The sequence below is a fragment of the Streptococcus sp. GMD3S genome, from assembly GCF_000298695.2.
In the GTDB taxonomy this organism is placed as follows: Bacteria; Bacillota; Bacilli; order Lactobacillales; family Streptococcaceae; genus Streptococcus.
Genome location: NZ_AJRC02000003.1, coordinates 40,837 through 59,523 on the forward strand (window position 1 = coordinate 40,837; position 18,687 = coordinate 59,523).

Here is an 18,687-nt window from a genome sequence, read left to right on the forward strand (position 1 = left end):
AAAACCCCGTCTTGCAACGGGATTTTCTTTATTCAAGAATCAGTAAACCATCTTTAACTGCAAATGGGTCTTTTTCATTGATACGATCGTAGAACATGATTCCGTTGATGTGATCAATTTCATGTTGGACAACGATGGAGTTGTATCCTTTAAGCTTGATGCGGTGTTTTTCGCCGTCCTTGTCAAAGTAGTCAACAGTGACGCGGGCATGACGAACAACATAGCCTGGAACTACACGGTCGACAGATAGGCACCCTTCTCCTTCACCGAGGGCGGCGTCCTGAACAGAGTGAGAGACGATTTTTGGATTGTACATAACAGCTTGCAGGTCGTAGGCTTCCTGAGGAGTTTCACCTTCTTCCACAATATTTGGCACTAAAACAGCGATAATGCGTTTTGAGATATCTAACTGAGGAGCAGCCAATCCAACACCACCACGCAAGCCCATTTTCTCAGCCATAACAGGATCCTGAGAATTTTTGAGGAATTGCATCATCTTTTCTCCAAGGATGATTTCCTGGTCAGACAGTGGGAAAGTGACCTCCTCAGCAACCGCGCGTAAAGTTGGGTTCCCCTCACGGATAATATCGTTCATATTAATTAAATGAGCAGCTTTTGTAATACGTTCTATAGCAGACATTTTCTCTCCTTTCATTACCTCTACATGATAACACAAAATAGGCGAGAAAGAAAGTCACAGAAGTTCCTAAAAAATAATATAATAAACGGTATTCCTCTTTTGTCTGTGGTATAATAAAAGAAAAGACTTGCAGTAAAAGCAAGGGGGGAATAAAGATGGAAAAGCGACAAGATAGACGGTCTCATGGTCCTATTTTTGGATTGTTGAAGAGTAGTATTGGTTTCTTTAGGAATTATAAATCTTGGACAAATGCCCAGTTTATTACGGTGCTGTTGCTTGCAGTTTCCTTGGCTATGGGGCTGAACTTGTTGACCCAAGCAGTACAAGGGAACAAGGGAACAAGTCCGAGTGGTCAAACAGTTGATTCTGCTCAAACGTCTGGTCAGTCTAAGGAAAATCAGTCTGTCGAAACGATAGCTCGTATCATGGCAAATGGTGACCTTCTCTACCATATTCCTATCTACCGAACAGCTCTGAAAGAAGATGGTAGCTACGATTTCCACGAAAATTTTGAATATGTGAAACCATGGCTCAAGCAAGCGGATTTAGTGCTTGGTGATTTTGAAGGAACGGTGAACAAGGACCACTACTTGGCAGGTTACCCTCTCTTTAATGCACCTGGAGAAGTCATGGATGCTATCAAGGATGCAGGCTATCAAGTTCTAGACTTGGCTCATAATCATATTTTGGATTCTCAAATTGAGGGAGTGGTTTCGACAGCAGAAGCTATTGAAAAAGCAGGAATGACACCCATAGGAGTCTACACACATGAATCCCGAGACCAAGCTCCACTAGTTATCAAGGAAGTCAATGGTATCAAAGTAGCTCTCCTAGCCTATTCCTATGGCTTTAATGGCATTGAGCAGTATATCTCTCAAGAGGATTATAATCGCTATCTTTCTGACCTGAATGAAGATAAGATGAAGGCAGAAATTGAACGAGCTGAGCAAGAAGCGGATATTACTGTCATCATGCCTCAGATGGGAATTGAGTACCAATTAGAACCAACGGAAGAACAGAAAACACTGTACCATAAGATGATTAACTGGGGAGCTGATATTATTTTTGGAGGGCATCCTCACGTCGTTGAACCTGCTGAAACGGTTGAAAAGGATGGTGACAAAAAATTGATCATCTATTCCATGGGAAATTTCCTCTCAAATCAACGCATTGAAACCATGCAAGATGAGGAAAATGCCAAGTGGACGGAGCGAGGTGTTCTCATGGATGTGACCATTAAGAAAAAAGATGGCAAGACAAGGATTGAAACTGCCAAAGCGCATCCTACTTGGGTCAATCGGACACCTAAAGGGACTTACTCTCCAGAAGGCTATCCGCTCTTCCTCTATCAGACCTATATCCTAGAGGACTTCATTGAGGGGGGCAGTCATCGTGATCAGTTGGACGAAGCGACCAAGGAACGAATTGACACGGCCTATAAAGAAATGAATGAACATGTAGGGTTGAAGTGGTAGGTGCTCACCCTAAAGGAGATATAATGACGATTAAATTGATTGCAACAGACATGGATGGAACCTTGCTAGACCCGAGAGGGCAGCTAGATCTGCCCCGCTTGGAGAAGATTTTAGATCAGTTGGATCAAAGGGATATTCGTTTTGTCATTGCGACGGGGAATGAAGTTCACCGTATGAGGCAATTACTAGAACACTTGGCGAGTAGAGTAGTTCTAGTAGTTGCCAATGGGGCGCGTATTTTTGAACATGATACATTACTTCAGGCTCAGACCTGGGATGATGCTATGGTTGACAAGGCTCTCCTTCATTTTAAAGGGAGGGAGTGCCGAGATCAATTTGTTGTCACTAGTATGAATGGGAGTTTTGTCAAGAAAGGAACTGTTTTTACAGACCTAGAAAAATTTATGACACCAGAGATGATTGAAAAGTTCTATCAACGAATGAATTTTGTGGAAGACTTGCAAGCTGACCTCTTCGGTGGAGTGTTAAAGATGAGCATGGTTGTTGGTGAAGAACGTTCTAGTTCAGTTTTGCAGGAAATCAATGACCTCTTTGATGCTCGTGTAAGGGCTGTTTCTAGCGGTTATGGCTGTATCGATATCCTGCAGGCTGGGGTTCACAAGGCTTGGGGATTGGAAGAATTACTCAAGCGCTGGGATTTGACATCAGAACAAATTATGGCTTTTGGTGATAGCGAAAATGATGTTGAGATGTTGGAGCTGGCTGGAATTGCCTATGCTATGGAAAATGCTGATGATGAGGCCAAGGCAGTTGCAACTGCCCTAGCTCCAGCTAACAGCCAGGCGGGCGTTTATCAAGTTCTAGAGAATTGGTTAGAGAAAGAGGGATAGGGTGGCAGTACAGTTATTAGAGAATTGGCTCTTAAAGGAGCAGGAAAAAATTCAAACCAAGTATCGTGAATTGAATCAAGTATCTGTTCTAGAGCCAGATATCATCTTTATTGGTGATTCGATAGTGGAATATTACCCTCTTCAAGAGTTGTTGGGAGCTGCCAAGACGATTGTTAATCGTGGCATCCGAGGCTACCAGACGGGACTTTTATTAGGGGATTTGGATGCCCATCTTTATGGTGATGCTGTGGATCAAATTGTTCTCCTAATAGGAACAAATGATATTGGAAAAGATATTCCCATGAATGAAGCCTTGGATAATCTTGAGCGTGTGATCCAATCGATTGCCCGAGAATATCCGCTGTCACAAATAAAGCTCCTTTCCATTTTGCCAGTCAATGAGGGAGAGAGATACAAGCAGACTGTTTATATCCGAACCAATGAAAAGATTAGAGAATGGAATCAAGCCTATGAGGCTCTAGCATCCGCCTATATGCAAGTAGATTTTGTGTCGATTTATGATAGTTTGACAGATTCAGAAGGGCAACTTCAATCAGCCTATACAACGGATGGTCTCCATCTAAGTGTAGCCGGTTATCAAGCCTTATCAGAAGCCTTAAAAGGGTGCCTTTTCTAAAGAAACGGCTTGATTTTGCATTTTTTTTGAAGATAGGTTATAATAGTTCTAACATTCTGGGGTCGTTACGGATTCGACAGGCATTATGAGGCATATTTTGCAACCCGTGTGGCTACGTAAACGCTCAGTTAAATATAACTGCAAAAAATAACACTTCTTACGCTCTAGCTGCCTAAAAACCAGCAGGCGTGACCTGATTTGGATTGCTCGTGTTCAATGACAGGTCTTATGATTAGCGAGATACGATCAAGCCTTGTCTAGTGGTTTGATAAGAGATTAATAGACTCGCAGTTCCTAGGCTTGAGTTATGTGTCGAGGGACTGTTAAAACAATACATAACCTATGGTTGTAGACAAATATGTTGGCAGGTGTTTGGACGTGGGTTCGACTCCCACCGGCTCCATTATGAACAGGTATACAGTAGATTTTTTCCAAATTATATCCTTTGTTGTATCCTTCGTTGTATCCTATTTATTCTAGTGTGTTAGTGGAGAATTACTCAAGAGGCTGAAGAGGACGGTTTGCTAAATCGTTAGGTCGGGTAACTGGCGCGGGGGTTCGAATCCCCCATTCTCCGTTAGATAAACCCAGTGTTTTTCTAAACAACTATCCTTGGAGGTAGTCTCCAAGAGTAAATTTTCATAAAGAGGTGAAACATGAAAAAGATCAAGTTACTAAGTATCTTAGCACTTTCAACAGTTGTCTTGGGTGCATGTTCTGTATTTTCTAATCAGTCATCTGAAGCTTCTTCTGATAACAAGGAGAATACGGAACAAGTTGAGAAGAAAGATGAAGCTGCAGAAGTTAAAGAAAAAGTTACAAAAGATGCTGAGATTCTCTTAGACTCAGTTCTTACTAGCGACTCTGCTCGATTTAAGAAGATTTATGGCGACACTTATGAAAAATGGAGTGAGGCAGTATTTGCTGTACAAACAAGTGAAAAAATCAAAGAAGAAGGGCTTTCACCTGCATCTACCTATTCAGTACAATGGCACAAAGATTTCCCTGTAGAAACTCCAGAAGAAACCATTTCAGGTTTCTTGAAGATGAGACGTAGATTATATCAAGATATCGGTTCTTACACTGTTAAAGACGTGAAGGTTGATGAATCAGGAAATACAGCGACTGTTACTTTCAACTCTAAGAAGTTACACTCTAAAGGATTGGCTTCATCTACAAGGGAAGTTCTCACTACTCTTATTGGAGGTGTTGATAACCTAGGTAAATACAATCAAGCTGGTTCAAACGTTGACATCAAGCGTTACCAAACATTGGTTTCTTACTGGATTTTTGAGCATCTATTTAAGAAAGATTTCTCAACCTACAGTGACGTTGACCCTAACTTAGCTCATACACCTTTCACTACTGGTGATTTTGATACTGAAATCAAATTAACAAAGGATAAGGATGGAAACTGGCTGATTTCTCAAGAAGATTACCGTACTTTGGCGACAGAGTTGCTTGATGATACAGAAGGTTATGATAAAATTGTCCGTAAAAACTCAACTAAGTCTAATGATAAATCAACAGACAAGTCTTCTGATAAATCTTCAAACAAATCCACTGATAAATCAACAGACAAATCTTCAGATAAAAAAGATAAAAGCAATATCTAATCACAAGATTTAGAAGAAAAACAAGTAGTCCTAATAAACTACTTGTTTTTTTATGAAATCAAAGTGATTCTAGGATAGGGAAGGATACAGAAAAAAATAGTGTGATAGTTAGAGTAACTCAGCCTTTCATTTCTAGATATTGTTCTTAGAACGATAAAAAAACTGCATTGAGGTGCAGTTTTTCTTTTTTCTACGGAAGACATGGGATTCGAACCCACGCACGCTGTTACACGCCTACCGCGTTTCCAACACGGCCTCTTAAGCCTCTTGAGTAATCTTCCAATACTTACTCAAATAGTCTACCATAAAGCCACTTATCTTGCAATAAAAATTTTGGAAATAAGAAAAATGATAGAAATTGAAAGAAAATGATAAAAAATGCTTGACTTTGATAGAAATTGTGCTAGAATGAATAGTGTAAACGATAACAGGAGGTGATTTGGTGTTAAAAACTGAGCGGAAGCAACTGATTTTAGAGGAGTTAAATCAACATCATGTAGTTTCCCTAGAAAAATTGGTTAGTCTATTAGAAACATCAGAATCAACGGTTCGAAGAGATTTGGATGAGCTGGAGGCGGAAAACAAACTTCGCCGTGTGCATGGTGGAGCAGAATTGCCCCACTCCTTGCAGGAAGAAGAAACCATCCAAGAAAAATCTGTCAAAAACCTTCAAGAGAAGAAGCTACTGGCTCAGAAAGCAGCCTCTCTTATTAAGGAAAAAGATGTCATTTTTATCGATGCTGGAACGACAACTGCTTTTTTAATCAAGGAATTGGTTAATAAGAATATTACAGTTGTGACCAACTCCATTCACCATGCGGTTCAGTTGGTTGAAAAACAGATTCCAACTGTCATGGTTGGAGGAAGTGTCAAGATGGCAACAGATGCATGTATCGGTGGTGTTGCTCTTAACCAAATCAATCAATTGCACTTTGACCGTGCCTTTGTTGGGATGAATGGTGTAGACGATGGTTATTATACGACTCCTGATATGGAGGAGGGAGCCGTTAAGCGTGCTATTTTAGAGAATGCCAAACAAACCTATGTCTTAGTGGATTCGTCTAAGATTGGACAAACTTGCTTTGCCAAGGTAGCACCACTTAAACGCGCTATTGTCATCACAAGTCAAGGGCATGAGCTCTTGCAGGCTATTAAGAAGAAAACGGAGGTAATAGAAGTATGATTTATACAGTCACACTCAATCCATCCATTGACTATATCGTGCGCTTGGACCAAGTTCAAGTCGGTAGTGTCAATCGTATGGACAGTGATGATAAGTTTGCTGGCGGGAAAGGAATCAATGTCAGTCGTATTTTGAAACGCTTGGATATTCCAAACACGGCGACTGGATTTATCGGAGGCTTTACTGGTAAATTTATTACAGATATCCTTACAGAGGAAGAAATCGAAACTCATTTTGTCCAAGTAGCAGAAGATACTCGCATCAATGTCAAGATTAAAGCAGACCAAGAAACAGAAATCAATGGGACTGGTCCAACTGTTGACCCAGCTCAGCTAGAAGAATTGAAAACTATTTTATCTAGTTTGACAGCAGAAGATACGGTTGTGTTTGCGGGTTCGAGTGCTAAGAACCTAGGCAATGTTATCTATAAGGATTTGATTGCCTTGACACGCCAGACTGGTGCGCAAGTCGTATGTGACTTTGAAGGACAGACCTTGATTGATAGTTTGGACTACCAGCCACTTTTGGTTAAACCAAACAATCACGAACTTGGAGCTATCTTTGGAGTGAAACTTGAAAGTTTAGATGAAATCGAGAACTATGCTCGTCAGTTACTGGCCAAGGGAGCTCAAAACGTTATCATCTCCATGGCTGGAGACGGTGCACTTCTTGTCACATCCGAGGGAGCTTACTTCGCAAAACCTATCAAGGGAACGGTCAAAAATTCAGTGGGAGCTGGCGACTCAATGGTTGCTGGGTTTACAGGTGAATTTGTCAAATCTAAAGATGCAGTAGAGGCCTTCAAATGGGGAGTAGCTTGTGGAACAGCAACTACCTTCTCGGATGACTTGGCAACAGAGGAATTTATTAAAGAAACATATGAAAAAGTTGAGGTAGAAAAACGATGAAAATTCAAGACCTATTGAGAAAAGATGTCATGTTGCTGGATTTACAGGCAACTGAAAAAACAGCTGTCATCGAAGAGATGATTAAAAGTTTGGTAGATCACGGTTATGTGACGGATTTTGAAACCTTTAAAGAAGGAATCTTAGCGCGTGAAGCTCTCACTTCCACTGGTTTGGGTGACGGAATTGCTATGCCTCACAGCAAGAACTCTGCTGTTAAAGAAGCAACAGTTCTCTTTGCTAAGTCAAACAAGGGTGTTGACTATGAGAGTTTGGATGGGCAACCAACAGACCTCTTCTTCATGATTGCTGCTCCAGAAGGTGCAAATGATACTCATTTGGCAGCCTTGGCAGAATTGTCTCAATACTTGATGAAAGACGGATTTGCTGACAAACTTCGTCAAGTAACATCTGCAGATCAAGTTATCGAACTCTTTGACCAAGCTTCAGAAAAAGCTGAGGAGCCTGTTCAAGCACCTGTCAATGAATCTGGCGACTTTATCGTAGCTGTTACAGCTTGTACGACAGGTATTGCCCACACTTACATGGCCCAAGAAGCCCTTCAAAAAGTGGCTGCCGAAATGGGTGTTGGTATCAAGGTTGAAACCAACGGTGCTAGCGGTGTTGGGAACCAATTGACTGCAGAGGACATTCGCAAGGCTAAAGCTGTTATCGTCGCAGCAGACAAGGCAGTAGAAATGGATCGTTTTGATGGCAAACCATTGATCAATCGCCCAGTTGCTGACGGTATCCGTAAAACAGAAGAATTGATTAACCTGGCTCTTTCAGGAGATGCTGAAGTTTATCGTGCTGCTAATGGAGCAAAAGCTGCAACAGCATCTAATGAAAAACAAAGTCTTGGTGGTGCCTTCTACAAACACTTGATGAGTGGTGTATCTCAAATGTTGCCATTCGTTATCGGTGGTGGTATCATGATTGCCCTTGCTTTCTTGATTGATGGTGCTATGGGTGTGCCACAAGATAGTCTTGGCAATCTCGGATCCTACCATGAGCTAGCTTCTATGTTCATGAAAATCGGTGGCGCGGCCTTTGGCTTGATGCTCCCTGTCTTTGCAGGATACGTTGCCTACTCTATCGCTGAAAAACCAGGTTTGGTAGCAGGTTTTGTGGCTGGTGCAATAGCCAAAGAAGGTTTTGCCTTTGGTAAAATCCCTTATGCAGCAGGTGGTGAAGCAACTTCAACTCTTGCAGGTGTCTCATCTGGTTTCCTCGGTGCCCTCGTAGGTGGATTTATCGCAGGTGCCTTAGTTCTTGCTATCAAGAAATACGTTAAAGTTCCTCGTTCACTTGAAGGTGCTAAATCAATCCTTCTCTTGCCACTTCTTGGAACAATCTTGACTGGATTTGTTATGCTAGCTGTTAACATCCCAATGGCAGCAATTAACACGGCTATGAATGACTTCCTAGGCGGTCTTGGAGGAGGTTCAGCTGTCCTTCTCGGTATCGTTCTTGGTGGTATGATGGCTGTTGACATGGGTGGACCAGTCAATAAAGCAGCCTATGTCTTTGGTACAGGCACGCTTGCAGCGACTGTTTCTTCAGGTGGTTCTGTAGCCATGGCAGCAGTTATGGCTGGAGGAATGGTTCCACCACTTGCTATCTTTGTTGCAACCCTTCTTTTCAAAGATAAATTTACCAAAGAAGAACGTAACTCTGGTTTGACCAACATCATCATGGGCTTGTCATTTATCACCGAGGGAGCGATCCCATTTGGTGCCGCTGATCCAGCTCGTGCGATCCCAAGCTTCGTTCTTGGATCAGCAGTAGCAGGTGGTCTCGTTGGTCTTGCAGGCATCAAACTCATGGCACCACACGGAGGCATCTTCGTCATCGCCCTTACTTCAAATGCTCTTCTTTACCTTGTCTTTGTCTTGATTGGAGCAATTGTAAGTGGTGTGGTTTATGGTTCTCTACGCAAACCACAAGCATAAAAAGGATTAGAATAGAAAGATTGTTACCATTTGGTGCAATCTTTTTCTCTATTCGAAATGGCTGTGAAATATGGTATAATAGAAGAATGGCAAACAAGAATACTACAAAAACAAGACGGAGACCGTCTAAAGCAGAACTCGAAAGAAAACAGGCTATTCAGAGGATGTTGATTTCCTTAGGGATTGCCTTATTGTTGATTATTGCAGCCCTCAAGCTTGGTGCGGCGGGTATCACCCTTTATAATCTCATTCGACTGGTGGTTGGAAGTTTGGCCTATGTGGCCATTGGTGCCCTCCTCATTTACCTTTTTCTATTTAAATGGATCCGTAAGCAAGAAGGACTTCTGTCAGGATTTCTCTGTATCTTCGCTGGCTTACTCTTAATTTTTGAGGCTTATCTTGTCTGGAAATTTGGTTTAGAGCAGGCAGTTCTAAAAGGGACCTTGTCTCAAGTTATGACGGACCTGACTGGCATGCGGGTGACTAGTTTTGCTGGTGGAGGCCTGCTTGGTGTCGGACTTTATATCCCCATTGCCTTTCTTTTCTCCAATATCGGATCGTACTTTATTGGGATTCTCTTTATTTTAGTTGGGATTCTCCTGATTAGTCCTTGGTCTATTTATGATGTTGCAGCCTTTATTGGAGCGCAGTTCAGATCATTCATGGAAAAACAGGAACAGAGAAAACAAGAACGTTTCATCAAGAGAGAAGAAGAGAAGGCACGTCAAGAAGCTGAAGAAGCAGCAAGAATTCAGAGAGAACAAGAAGAACAGGATGCGCTACCACTTCCTCCTGTAGATCCTGAAACTGGAGAAATCTTATCAGAAGTACCAGTCTACGATCTCCCCCCAATTCCTGAGGAAGAATGGATTGAACCGGAGATTATCCTTCCTCAAGCTGATTTTGAAGTTCCAGATGTGGAAGAAGACTTTGAGGATGAAGAGGTGCAGGTTGATTTTTCTGCCAAAGAAGCCCTTGAATACAAACTGCCAAGCTTGCAACTCTTTGCGCCAGATAAACCCAAAGATCAGTCCAAGGAAAAGAAGATTGTTCGAGAAAATATCAAAATCCTAGAAGAAACCTTTGCTAGCTTTGGTATCAAGGTGACGGTAGAACGGGCTGAAATTGGACCATCAGTTACCAAGTATGAAGTCAAACCAGCAGTCGGTGTACGGGTTAACCGCATTTCTAATCTAGCAGACGACTTAGCGCTGGCTCTGGCAGCCAAGGATGTTCGGATTGAGGCTCCTATCCCTGGTAAATCCTTAGTCGGAATTGAAGTACCTAACTCTGAAATTGCGACTGTATCTTTCCGCGAACTCTGGGAACAGTCTCAGACTAAACCAGAAAATCTCCTCGAAATCCCTCTGGGTAAGGCTGTCAATGGAACGGCTCGAACCTTTGATCTTTCCAAGATGCCCCACCTACTTGTTGCAGGTTCGACGGGATCAGGGAAGTCAGTCGCAGTTAACGGTATTATCGCCAGCATTCTGATGAAAGCAAGACCAGATCAGGTCAAGTTTATGATGGTGGATCCAAAGATGGTTGAGTTATCCGTTTACAATGACATTCCTCACCTTTTGATTCCAGTTGTGACCAATCCACGCAAGGCCAGCAAGGCTCTCCAAAAGGTGGTGGATGAGATGGAAAACCGTTATGAACTCTTCGCTAAGGTTGGAGTGCGAAATATCGCTGGTTACAATGCTAAGGTCGAGGAATTCAATAGCCAATCTGAGTACAAACAAGTACCCCTGCCTTTGATTGTTGTCATTGTGGACGAGTTGGCTGACCTTATGATGGTGGCCAGCAAGGAAGTGGAAGATGCTATCATCCGTCTCGGACAGAAGGCACGTGCTGCAGGGATTCACATGATTCTTGCAACGCAGCGTCCATCGGTTGATGTCATTTCTGGTCTCATCAAGGCCAATGTTCCATCACGAGTGGCTTTTGCAGTTTCATCGGGAACAGATTCACGAACCATCTTGGATGAGAATGGCGCTGAAAAATTGCTTGGTCGAGGAGATATGCTCTTTAAACCAATTGATGAAAATCACCCAGTCCGTCTGCAAGGGTCCTTTATCTCGGATGATGATGTTGAACGTATCGTAAACTTCATCAAGGCTCAGGCTGATGCAGATTACGATGATAGCTTTGACCCAGGAGACGTTCCAGATAATGAAGGAGATTTCTCTGACGGTGAAGCTGGTGGCGATCCGCTTTTTGAGGAAGCTAAGGCTCTGGTTATCGAGACGCAGAAAGCTAGTGCTTCTATGATTCAGCGTCGTTTGTCGGTTGGATTTAACCGTGCGACCCGCCTGATGGAAGAACTTGAAATGGCCGGTGTTATTGGCCCAGCTGAAGGAACCAAACCACGAAAAGTATTGCAACAATAAAAAAATAGCTTCTTTCCAAATTTGGAAAGAAGTTATTTTTTGTGCTTACTGGTTCGTTTTAGTTTCAGAACTCGTCGTATTTGACTGTGTTCCGTTATCGCTTGTTTCTTTTGTTGAGGAAGGTGTAGAAGGATCCTGAGTTGTTGTTTTCTTCTCTTCTTTTTTCTCCTCTTTTTTATTGGATTGAGAAGTTTCTTCTTGCGTGGTATTTTCTTTAGTAGAAGTGTTGTCCCTGTTAGGAGTAGTATTTTCCTGAGGGGCTTCCTTTTGAATTTCCTTGACAACAGTTGTTTGAGTTGTCGTCGGTTCTTTTTTGTTGTTTTTGTTATTGTCCATGGCGTTCATGATGGTGATAGTAGCGGTGATGAGACCAAGGATACTACCGATGGTAGCAATCGTTTTTTGAAAGACAGTAAATCCCTTTTTGATGTGTTCTGTTTTTGATTTATTAGAAGTTCTACGATAGTTAGACATGATACTCTCCTTTGATTATGATTTATTATACCTCATTTCTTTAAAAAAATCTTAAAAAAAGAGAAACCTCCCTTTCTTGTCGCAGGTCTCTTTTCGTGATACAATAGAAGGAGTGATTTTAGAAAGCGTGAGAAAACATGATCTACTTTGATAATTCGGCGACAACCAAGCCTTATCCTGAAGCACTTGAAACTTACATGCAGGTCGCTTCAAAAATTGTAGGAAATCCATCTAGTCTCCATCGTTTGGGAGATCAGGCAACACGAATTTTAGATGCTTCCCGGCAGCAAATTGCAGATTTGATTGGGAAGAAGAGTGATGAAATCTTCTTTACCTCTGGTGGAACAGAAGGAGATAACTGGGTCATCAAGGGGGTGGCCTTTGAAAAAGCCCAGTTTGGCAAGCACATCATCGTATCAGCTATTGAACATCCAGCAGTCAAGGAATCAGCCCTTTGGCTGAAAAGTCAAGGTTTTGAGGTGGATATTGCCCCAGTTGATAGCAGAGGATTTGTGGATGTTGAGGCTCTAGCGAATTTGATACGACCTGATACGATCCTCGTTTCCATCATGGCAGTTAACAATGAAATCGGCTCAATCCAGCCCATTGAAGCTGTTTCAAAACTCTTGGCAGACAAGCCAACTATTTCTTTCTACGTTGATGCGGTTCAGGCACTCGCTAAGATTCCGACTGAAAACTATCTGACAGATCGAGTGGATTTCGCAGCCTTTTCGAGTCATAAGTTTCATGGTGTCAGAGGTGTTGGATTTGTCTATATCAAGTCTGGTAAGAAGATTACGCCTCTGTTAACTGGTGGTGGTCAGGAGCGAGACTATCGTTCGACAACTGAAAATGTGGCAGGGATCGCAGCAACAGCCAAGGCTCTCCGTTTGGCTATGGAAAAGCTAGACTTATTTACTGCTAAGACAAGCCAGATGAAGGCAGTCATTCGTCAAGCCCTTCTGGATTATCCAGATATTTTTGTCTTTTCAGATGAGGAAGACTTTGCCCCTCATATCCTGACTTTTGGGATTAAGGGTGTTCGTGGTGAAGTCATCGTTCATGCATTTGAAGACTATGACATTTTCATTTCCACAACCTCTGCTTGTTCGTCCAAGGTTGGAAAACCTGCTGGGACCTTGATTGCCATGGGAGTGGACAAGGATAAGGCCCAGTCAGCTGTGCGTCTAAGCCTAGACCTGGAAAATGACATGAGTCAGGTCGAGCAGTTTTTGACCAAGTTAAAATTAATTTACAATCAAACTAGAAAAGTAAGATAGGAGCATTTATGCAGTATTCAGAAATTATGATTCGTTACGGAGAATTGTCAACCAAACACAAAAATCGTATGCGTTTCATCAATAAACTTCGTAATAATATTTCGGACGTTTTGTCCATCTATCCTCAAGTTAAGGTAACCGCAGACCGCGACCGTGCCCACGCTTACCTGAATGGAGCTGATTATACAGCAGTAGCAGAATCTCTCAAACAAGTCTTTGGGATCCAAAACTTTTCTCCCGTTTATAAAGTTGAAAAGTCTGTAGAAGTCCTTAAATCAGCTGTCCAAGAGATTATGAAGGAAATCTATAAGGAAGGGATGACCTTTAAAATCACTAGTAAGCGTAGCGACCACAACTTCGAATTGGATAGTCGTGAACTTAATCAAACTCTTGGTGGTGCTGTTTTCGAGGCTATTCCAAACGTGCAAGCTCAGATGAAAAATCCAGATATTAATCTTCAGGTTGAGATTCGTGAGGAGGCTGCCTATCTTTCCTATGAAACCTTTCGTGGAGCAGGAGGATTACCTGTGGGAAGTTCTGGTAAAGGCATGCTCATGTTGTCAGGAGGGATTGACTCACCTGTAGCAGGTTATCTAGCTCTTAAACGAGGGGTAGATATTGAGGCGGTTCACTTTGCTAGCCCGCCATATACTAGTCCTGGTGCCCTCAAGAAAGCCCACGATTTGACTCGGAAATTGACCAAGTTTGGTGGCAATATCCAGTTTATTGAGGTGCCTTTCACTGAGATTCAAGAGGAAATCAAGGCTAAGGCGCCAGAAGCCTACCTTATGACCTTGACCCGTCGTTTTATGATGCGCATTACCGACCGTATCCGTGAGGTACGAAATGGTTTAGTTATCATCAATGGGGAAAGTCTTGGTCAAGTAGCGAGCCAAACTTTGGAAAGCATGCAGACTATCAACGCTGTGACTAGCACTCCAATTATTCGTCCCGTGGTTACGATGGACAAGTTGGAAATCATTGACATCGCGCAGGAAATCGATACCTTTGAAATTTCAATTCAGCCTTTTGAGGACTGCTGTACTATTTTTGCGCCTGATCGTCCTAAGACTAATCCTAAGATAGAGAATGCTGAGCAGTATGAAAAAAGGATGGATGTTGAAGGTTTGGTTGAGCGTGCAGTGGCAGGGATTATGATCACGAAGATTACACCACAAGCTGAAAAAGATGCTGTCGATGAGTTAATTGATAATCTCCTCTAATCAGAAAAACCAGAAGAATTTAGAATATTAAGTGAGAAAAGTTAGTTATTTATCCCTTAAAATGGACAATTACTGACTTTTTTTCTATTTTTATGGTATAATGAGATAAAATTTTGAATATAGAGAGTTTTCTGACAATGAATCATTCCTACTTTTACTTAAAAATGAAAGAACACAAACTCAAAGTTCCTTATACAGGAAAGGAGCGTCGTGTGCGTGTGCTCCTGCCAAAGGACTACGAGAAAGACACAGACCGTTTTTACCCTGTTGTTTACTTTCATGATGGGCAAAATGTCTTTTACAGCAAGGAGTCCTATATCGGTCACTCTTGGAAGATTATTCCAGCTATTAAGCGAAATCCTGACATCAGTCGCATGATTGTTGTTGCTATTGACAATGATGGCTTGGGGAGGATGAATGAGTACGCTGCTTGGAAGTTCCAAGAATCTCCTATCCCAGGTCAACAGTTTGGCGGTAAGGGTGTGGAGTATGCCGAGTTTGTCATGGAAGTGGTCAAGCCTTTTATCGATGAAACCTATCGTACCAAAGCTGATCGCCAGCATACGGCTATGATTGGTTCGTCACTAGGAGGCAATATTACTCAGTTTATCGGACTAGAGTACCAAGACCGAATTGGTTGTCTAGGTGTCTTCTCATCTGCCAATTGGCTTCACCAAGAAGCCTTTAACCGCTATATCGAGCGTAAGAAATTGACGCCTGAACAGCGCATTTTCATCTATGTAGGAACAGAAGAAGCAGACGATACGGACAAGACCCTAATGGCTGGCAATATCAAGCAAGCCTATATCGACTCGTCGCTTCGTTATTATCATGATTTGATTGCAGGTGGAATACACTTGGATAATCTTGTCTTGAAAGTTCAGTCTGGTGCTATCCATAGTGAAATACCTTGGTCGGAAAATTTACCAGACTGTCTCCGATTTTTTGCGGAGAAATGGTAAGTTAAGAAAGGAGAAAGCCAATGCATATTGAAAACCTTAGCCACTGGAGTGGCAATCTTAATCGTGAAATGTACCTCAACCGTTATGGATATGCAGGAATCCCAGTTGTGGTTTTTGCTTCATCTGGTGGCAGTCACAACGAATACTATGATTTTGGCATGATTGATGCCTGTGCTTCCTTTGTCGAGGAAGGTCGTGTTCAGTTCTTTACCCTATCCAGCGTTGACAGTGAGAGCTGGTTGGCCACTTGGAAAAATAGTCATGACCAGGCGGAGATGCATCGAGCTTACGAACGATATGTGATTGAGGAGGCCATTCCTTTTATCAAGCATAAGACAGGTTGGTTTGATGGCATGATGACGACAGGTTGCTCGATGGGGGCCTATCATGCACTCAATTTCTTTCTCCAGCATCCAGATGTCTTTACCAAGGTAATTGCCCTCAGCGGTGTTTACGACGCACGTTTCTTCGTTGGCGATTACTACAATGATGATGCTATTTACCAAAACTCACCTGTAGATTATATCTGGAATCAAAACGACGGATGGTTTATCGATCGTTACCGTCAGGCAGAAATCGTCATTTGTACGGGCCTTGGTGCCTGGGAACAAGACGGTCTACCATCTTTCTACAAGCTTAAAGAAGCCTTTGACCAGAAACAAATTCCAGCCTGGTTTGCTGAATGGGGACACGATGTCGCCCACGACTGGGAATGGTGGCGTAAACAAATGCCCTATTTTCTTGGACACCTGTATCTATAAAAGGAGTTGCCTATGAATTACCTTGTTATTTCTCCCTACTATCCGCAAAACTTCCAACAGTTTACCATCGAGCTAGCCAATAAAGGCATTACAGTCTTGGGGATTGGTCAGGAGCCTTACGAACAACTAGATGAGCCTTTGCGCAATAGCCTAACTGAGTATTTCCGTGTAGACAATCTTGAGAACATAGACGAAGTCAAACGTGCTGTAGCCTTTCTTTTCTACAAGCATGGACCTATCGACCGTATCGAGTCCCACAATGAATACTGGCTTGAGCTGGACGCAATACTCAGAGAACAATTCAATGTTTTTGGTGCCAAACCGGAGGATCTCAAAAAGACCAAGTTTAAGTCTGAGATGAAGAAACTATTCAAAAAAGCAGGTGTCCCTGTGGTACCTGGAGCTGTTATCCAGACGGAAGCAGATGTGGATAAAGCAGTGAAAGAAATCGGTCTACCAATGATTGCCAAACCTGATAACGGAGTGGGAGCAGCAGCAACCTTTAAGCTTGAGACAGAAGACGATATCCATCACTTCAAGCAAGAATGGGACCATTCAACCGTTTATTTCTTTGAAAAATTTGTCACTTCTAGCGAAATCTGTACCTTTGACGGACTTGTGGACAAGGATGGCAACATCGTCTTTTCAACGACTTTTGATTATGCCCATACTCCACTTGATCTCATGATTTATAAGATGGACAATTCCTACTATGTGCTTAAGGATATGGATCCCAAACTGCGCAAGTATGGTGAGGCCATAGTCAAGGAATTTGGTATGAAAGAGCGCTTTTTCCATATCGAGTTTTTCCGCGACGGGGACGACTACATTGCCATTGAGTACAATAACCGTCCTGCAGGTGGCTTTACCATTGATGTTTATAACTTCGCTCACTCCTTGGATCTCTACCGAGGTTATGCAGCGATTGTCGCAGGAGAAGAGTTTCCAGCATCAGAGTTTGAACCTCAATACTGTTTAGCTACATCACGTCGTGCCAATGCCAACTATGTTTATTCAGAAGAGGACCTTCTTGCCAAATACAGCCAGCAATTCAAGGTCAAAAAAATCATGCCAGCAGCCTTTGCAGAGCTACAAGGGGACTACCTTTATATGCTGACAACTCCAAGCCGTCAAGAGATGGAGCAGATGATTGTAGACTTTGGTCAACGTCAAGATTAATGAAAAGGATGAAAGGAGTTTGACTTCTTTTTTCCTTTTCTTAACGATAAGTTAAATAAAGCGTTTTCCGTAGATTCTTTTAGAAAAGATATTGCTAAAAGGCCTAAAAATTGGTAGAATAAGGATTGTCTAAAAAAATTTAAGGAGAATCTATCAAATGGATTTTACATGGGCTATTAAATATGCCACAGAATTCTTGGGAACTGCTATTTTGATCATTCTTGGTAATGGTGCAGTTGCTAACGTTGAACTTAAAGGTACGAAAGGTCACCAAAGTGGCTGGCTCGTTATCGCGGTTGGTTATGGTATGGGGGTTATGATCCCAGCCTTGATGTTCGGTAACGTATCAGGAAACCACATCAACCCAGCTTTCACTCTTGGACTTGCTGTTAGTGGACTTTTCTCTTGGGAGCAAGTACCATTTTACATCCTAGCACAAGTTTTGGGAGCAATCTTCGGTCAAGCTTTGGTTGTAGCGACTCACCGTCCTTACTACTTGAAAACAGAAAACCCAAACAATATCTTGGGTACCTTCTCAACGATTTCAAGCATCGACCACGGTACAAAAGAATCACGTTTTGCAGCTACTGTTAATGGCTTCCTCAATGAGTTTGTAGGTTCATTTGTTCTTTTCTTTGCAGCACTTGGTTTGACTAAAAACTTCTTTGGTGCTGAATTAGTGGCGAAAGCTCAGGCGACAATTAATGACCAAGTAGCTCAAGCTGCAGCGCAAGGAACAACAATCCCTCAAGAACAAGTAACAGCAGCGCTTGAGCAAGCAAAAAACCAAGCCGCTCCATTTTTGGCACCAGGTCTTGGAATTGCACACTTGGCACTTGGTTTCCTAGTGCTGGCTTTGGTAGCTTCACTTGGTGGACCTACTGGACCTGGTTTGAACCCAGCTCGTGACTTCGGACCACGTCTTCTTCACGAACTCCTTCCAAAATCAGTTCTTGGTCAACATAAGGGTGATTCAAAATGGTGGTATGCATGGGTTCCAGTTGTAGCTCCAATTGCAGCGGGTATTGCGGCAGTAGCACTATTTAAACTACTTTACCTATAAGAAATGAAACTGGGGTATCCCAGTTTTTTGTTATAAAATTTCTAAATAAAATAGATATGGCTTGTAAAATATTCGAAAATCCTTTAAAATAAA

16 protein-coding genes, 2 tRNA genes and 1 other RNA gene are annotated in these 18,687 nt (G+C 42.3%); 16 read left to right on the top strand and 3 right to left on the bottom strand.

Features of this window, described 5'->3' with window-relative positions; all coding sequences use genetic code 11:
- Nucleotides 1–28: 28 nt before the first annotated feature.
- On the bottom strand, nt 29–640 hold the full coding sequence (def, locus tag GMD3S_RS0202040; protein ID WP_001272964.1) for a peptide deformylase: 612 nt from the start codon (nt 638–640) through the stop codon (nt 29–31).
- A 155-nt stretch (nt 641–795) separates the two neighbouring features.
- Between def and GMD3S_RS10615 the strand changes: the two genes are divergently transcribed.
- From GMD3S_RS10615 to GMD3S_RS0202065, 6 genes are all read left to right on the top strand, one after another.
- The gene (locus GMD3S_RS10615; protein ID WP_000415542.1) at nt 796–2,115 is read left to right on the top strand and encodes a CapA family protein; all 1,320 of its coding nucleotides are present in this window, start codon (nt 796–798) and stop codon (nt 2,113–2,115) included.
- A gap of 23 nt (nt 2,116–2,138) precedes the next feature.
- Entirely contained in the window at nt 2,139–2,966 is an 828-nt protein-coding gene (locus GMD3S_RS0202050) for a Cof-type HAD-IIB family hydrolase (protein ID WP_000152912.1), read from the top strand.
- 1 nt (nt 2,967) lies between these two features.
- Complete coding sequence (locus GMD3S_RS0202055; protein ID WP_000290635.1) at nt 2,968–3,603, top strand: SGNH/GDSL hydrolase family protein; 636 nt, start codon at nt 2,968–2,970, stop codon at nt 3,601–3,603.
- A gap of 58 nt (nt 3,604–3,661) precedes the next feature.
- Nucleotides 3,662–4,009: a transfer-messenger RNA gene (ssrA, locus tag GMD3S_RS10620) on the top strand.
- An 83-nt stretch (nt 4,010–4,092) separates the two neighbouring features.
- Nucleotides 4,093–4,180: transfer RNA gene (locus GMD3S_RS0202060), tRNA-Ser, on the top strand.
- Nucleotides 4,181–4,259: 79 nt separating this feature from the next.
- The gene (locus tag GMD3S_RS0202065; protein WP_000721420.1) at nt 4,260–5,219 is read left to right on the top strand and encodes a hypothetical protein; all 960 of its coding nucleotides are present in this window, start codon (nt 4,260–4,262) and stop codon (nt 5,217–5,219) included.
- 193 nt (nt 5,220–5,412) lie between these two features.
- On the opposite strand, the gene GMD3S_RS0202070 is transcribed toward GMD3S_RS0202065, so the two are convergent.
- A tRNA-Ser gene (locus GMD3S_RS0202070) sits at nt 5,413–5,500 on the bottom strand.
- A 161-nt stretch (nt 5,501–5,661) separates the two neighbouring features.
- On the opposite strand from GMD3S_RS0202070, the gene GMD3S_RS0202075 reads away from it, so the two are divergent.
- The 4 genes from GMD3S_RS0202075 to GMD3S_RS0202090 all read left to right on the top strand — a co-directional run bounded on the left by GMD3S_RS0202075 (nt 5,662) and on the right by GMD3S_RS0202090 (nt 11,652).
- Nucleotides 5,662–6,402: a DeoR/GlpR family DNA-binding transcription regulator gene (locus GMD3S_RS0202075; RefSeq protein ID WP_000920647.1), complete on the top strand. Its 741-nt coding sequence runs from the start codon at nt 5,662–5,664 to the stop codon at nt 6,400–6,402.
- Nucleotides 6,399–7,310, top strand: coding sequence for a 1-phosphofructokinase (gene pfkB / locus GMD3S_RS0202080; protein ID WP_000640792.1), 912 nt, complete (start codon nt 6,399–6,401; stop codon nt 7,308–7,310). The genes GMD3S_RS0202075 and pfkB overlap by 4 nt, the downstream gene beginning before the upstream one ends.
- Nucleotides 7,307–9,259 (top strand): PTS fructose transporter subunit IIABC, encoded by a 1,953-nt coding sequence (locus tag GMD3S_RS0202085; RefSeq protein WP_000701471.1) that lies wholly within the window; start codon nt 7,307–7,309, stop codon nt 9,257–9,259. The genes pfkB and GMD3S_RS0202085 overlap by 4 nt, the downstream gene beginning before the upstream one ends.
- A gap of 86 nt (nt 9,260–9,345) precedes the next feature.
- The gene (locus GMD3S_RS0202090; RefSeq protein ID WP_001284601.1) at nt 9,346–11,652 is read left to right on the top strand and encodes a DNA translocase FtsK; all 2,307 of its coding nucleotides are present in this window, start codon (nt 9,346–9,348) and stop codon (nt 11,650–11,652) included.
- 45 nt (nt 11,653–11,697) lie between these two features.
- Here the strand turns inward: GMD3S_RS0202090 and GMD3S_RS0202095 are convergent, their stop codons facing one another.
- Nucleotides 11,698–12,126 carry a DUF6556 family protein gene (locus GMD3S_RS0202095; protein ID WP_000073955.1) on the bottom strand — a complete coding sequence of 143 codons (429 nt, stop codon included), beginning with the start codon at nt 12,124–12,126 and terminating at the stop codon, nt 11,698–11,700.
- 137 nt (nt 12,127–12,263) lie between these two features.
- Between GMD3S_RS0202095 and GMD3S_RS0202100 the strand changes: the two genes are divergently transcribed.
- The 6 genes from GMD3S_RS0202100 to gla all read left to right on the top strand — a co-directional run bounded on the left by GMD3S_RS0202100 (nt 12,264) and on the right by gla (nt 18,594).
- Entirely contained in the window at nt 12,264–13,406 is a 1,143-nt protein-coding gene (locus tag GMD3S_RS0202100) for a cysteine desulfurase family protein (protein ID WP_000638936.1), read from the top strand.
- 8 nt (nt 13,407–13,414) lie between these two features.
- Nucleotides 13,415–14,629, top strand: coding sequence for a tRNA uracil 4-sulfurtransferase ThiI (gene thiI / locus GMD3S_RS0202105; protein WP_001200094.1), 1,215 nt, complete (start codon nt 13,415–13,417; stop codon nt 14,627–14,629).
- Nucleotides 14,630–14,766: 137 nt separating this feature from the next.
- On the top strand, nt 14,767–15,591 hold the full coding sequence (locus tag GMD3S_RS0202110; RefSeq protein ID WP_001016811.1) for an alpha/beta hydrolase: 825 nt from the start codon (nt 14,767–14,769) through the stop codon (nt 15,589–15,591).
- A gap of 20 nt (nt 15,592–15,611) precedes the next feature.
- Entirely contained in the window at nt 15,612–16,352 is a 741-nt protein-coding gene (locus tag GMD3S_RS0202115; RefSeq protein ID WP_000546821.1) for an esterase family protein, read from the top strand.
- Between the two features lie 12 nt (nt 16,353–16,364).
- On the top strand, nt 16,365–17,531 hold the full coding sequence (locus GMD3S_RS0202120) for an ATP-grasp domain-containing protein (protein WP_001108609.1): 1,167 nt from the start codon (nt 16,365–16,367) through the stop codon (nt 17,529–17,531).
- A gap of 157 nt (nt 17,532–17,688) precedes the next feature.
- Entirely contained in the window at nt 17,689–18,594 is a 906-nt protein-coding gene (gene gla, locus GMD3S_RS0202125; protein ID WP_000348113.1) for an aquaglyceroporin Gla, read from the top strand.
- The last annotated feature ends 93 nt before the right edge of the window (nt 18,595–18,687 follow it).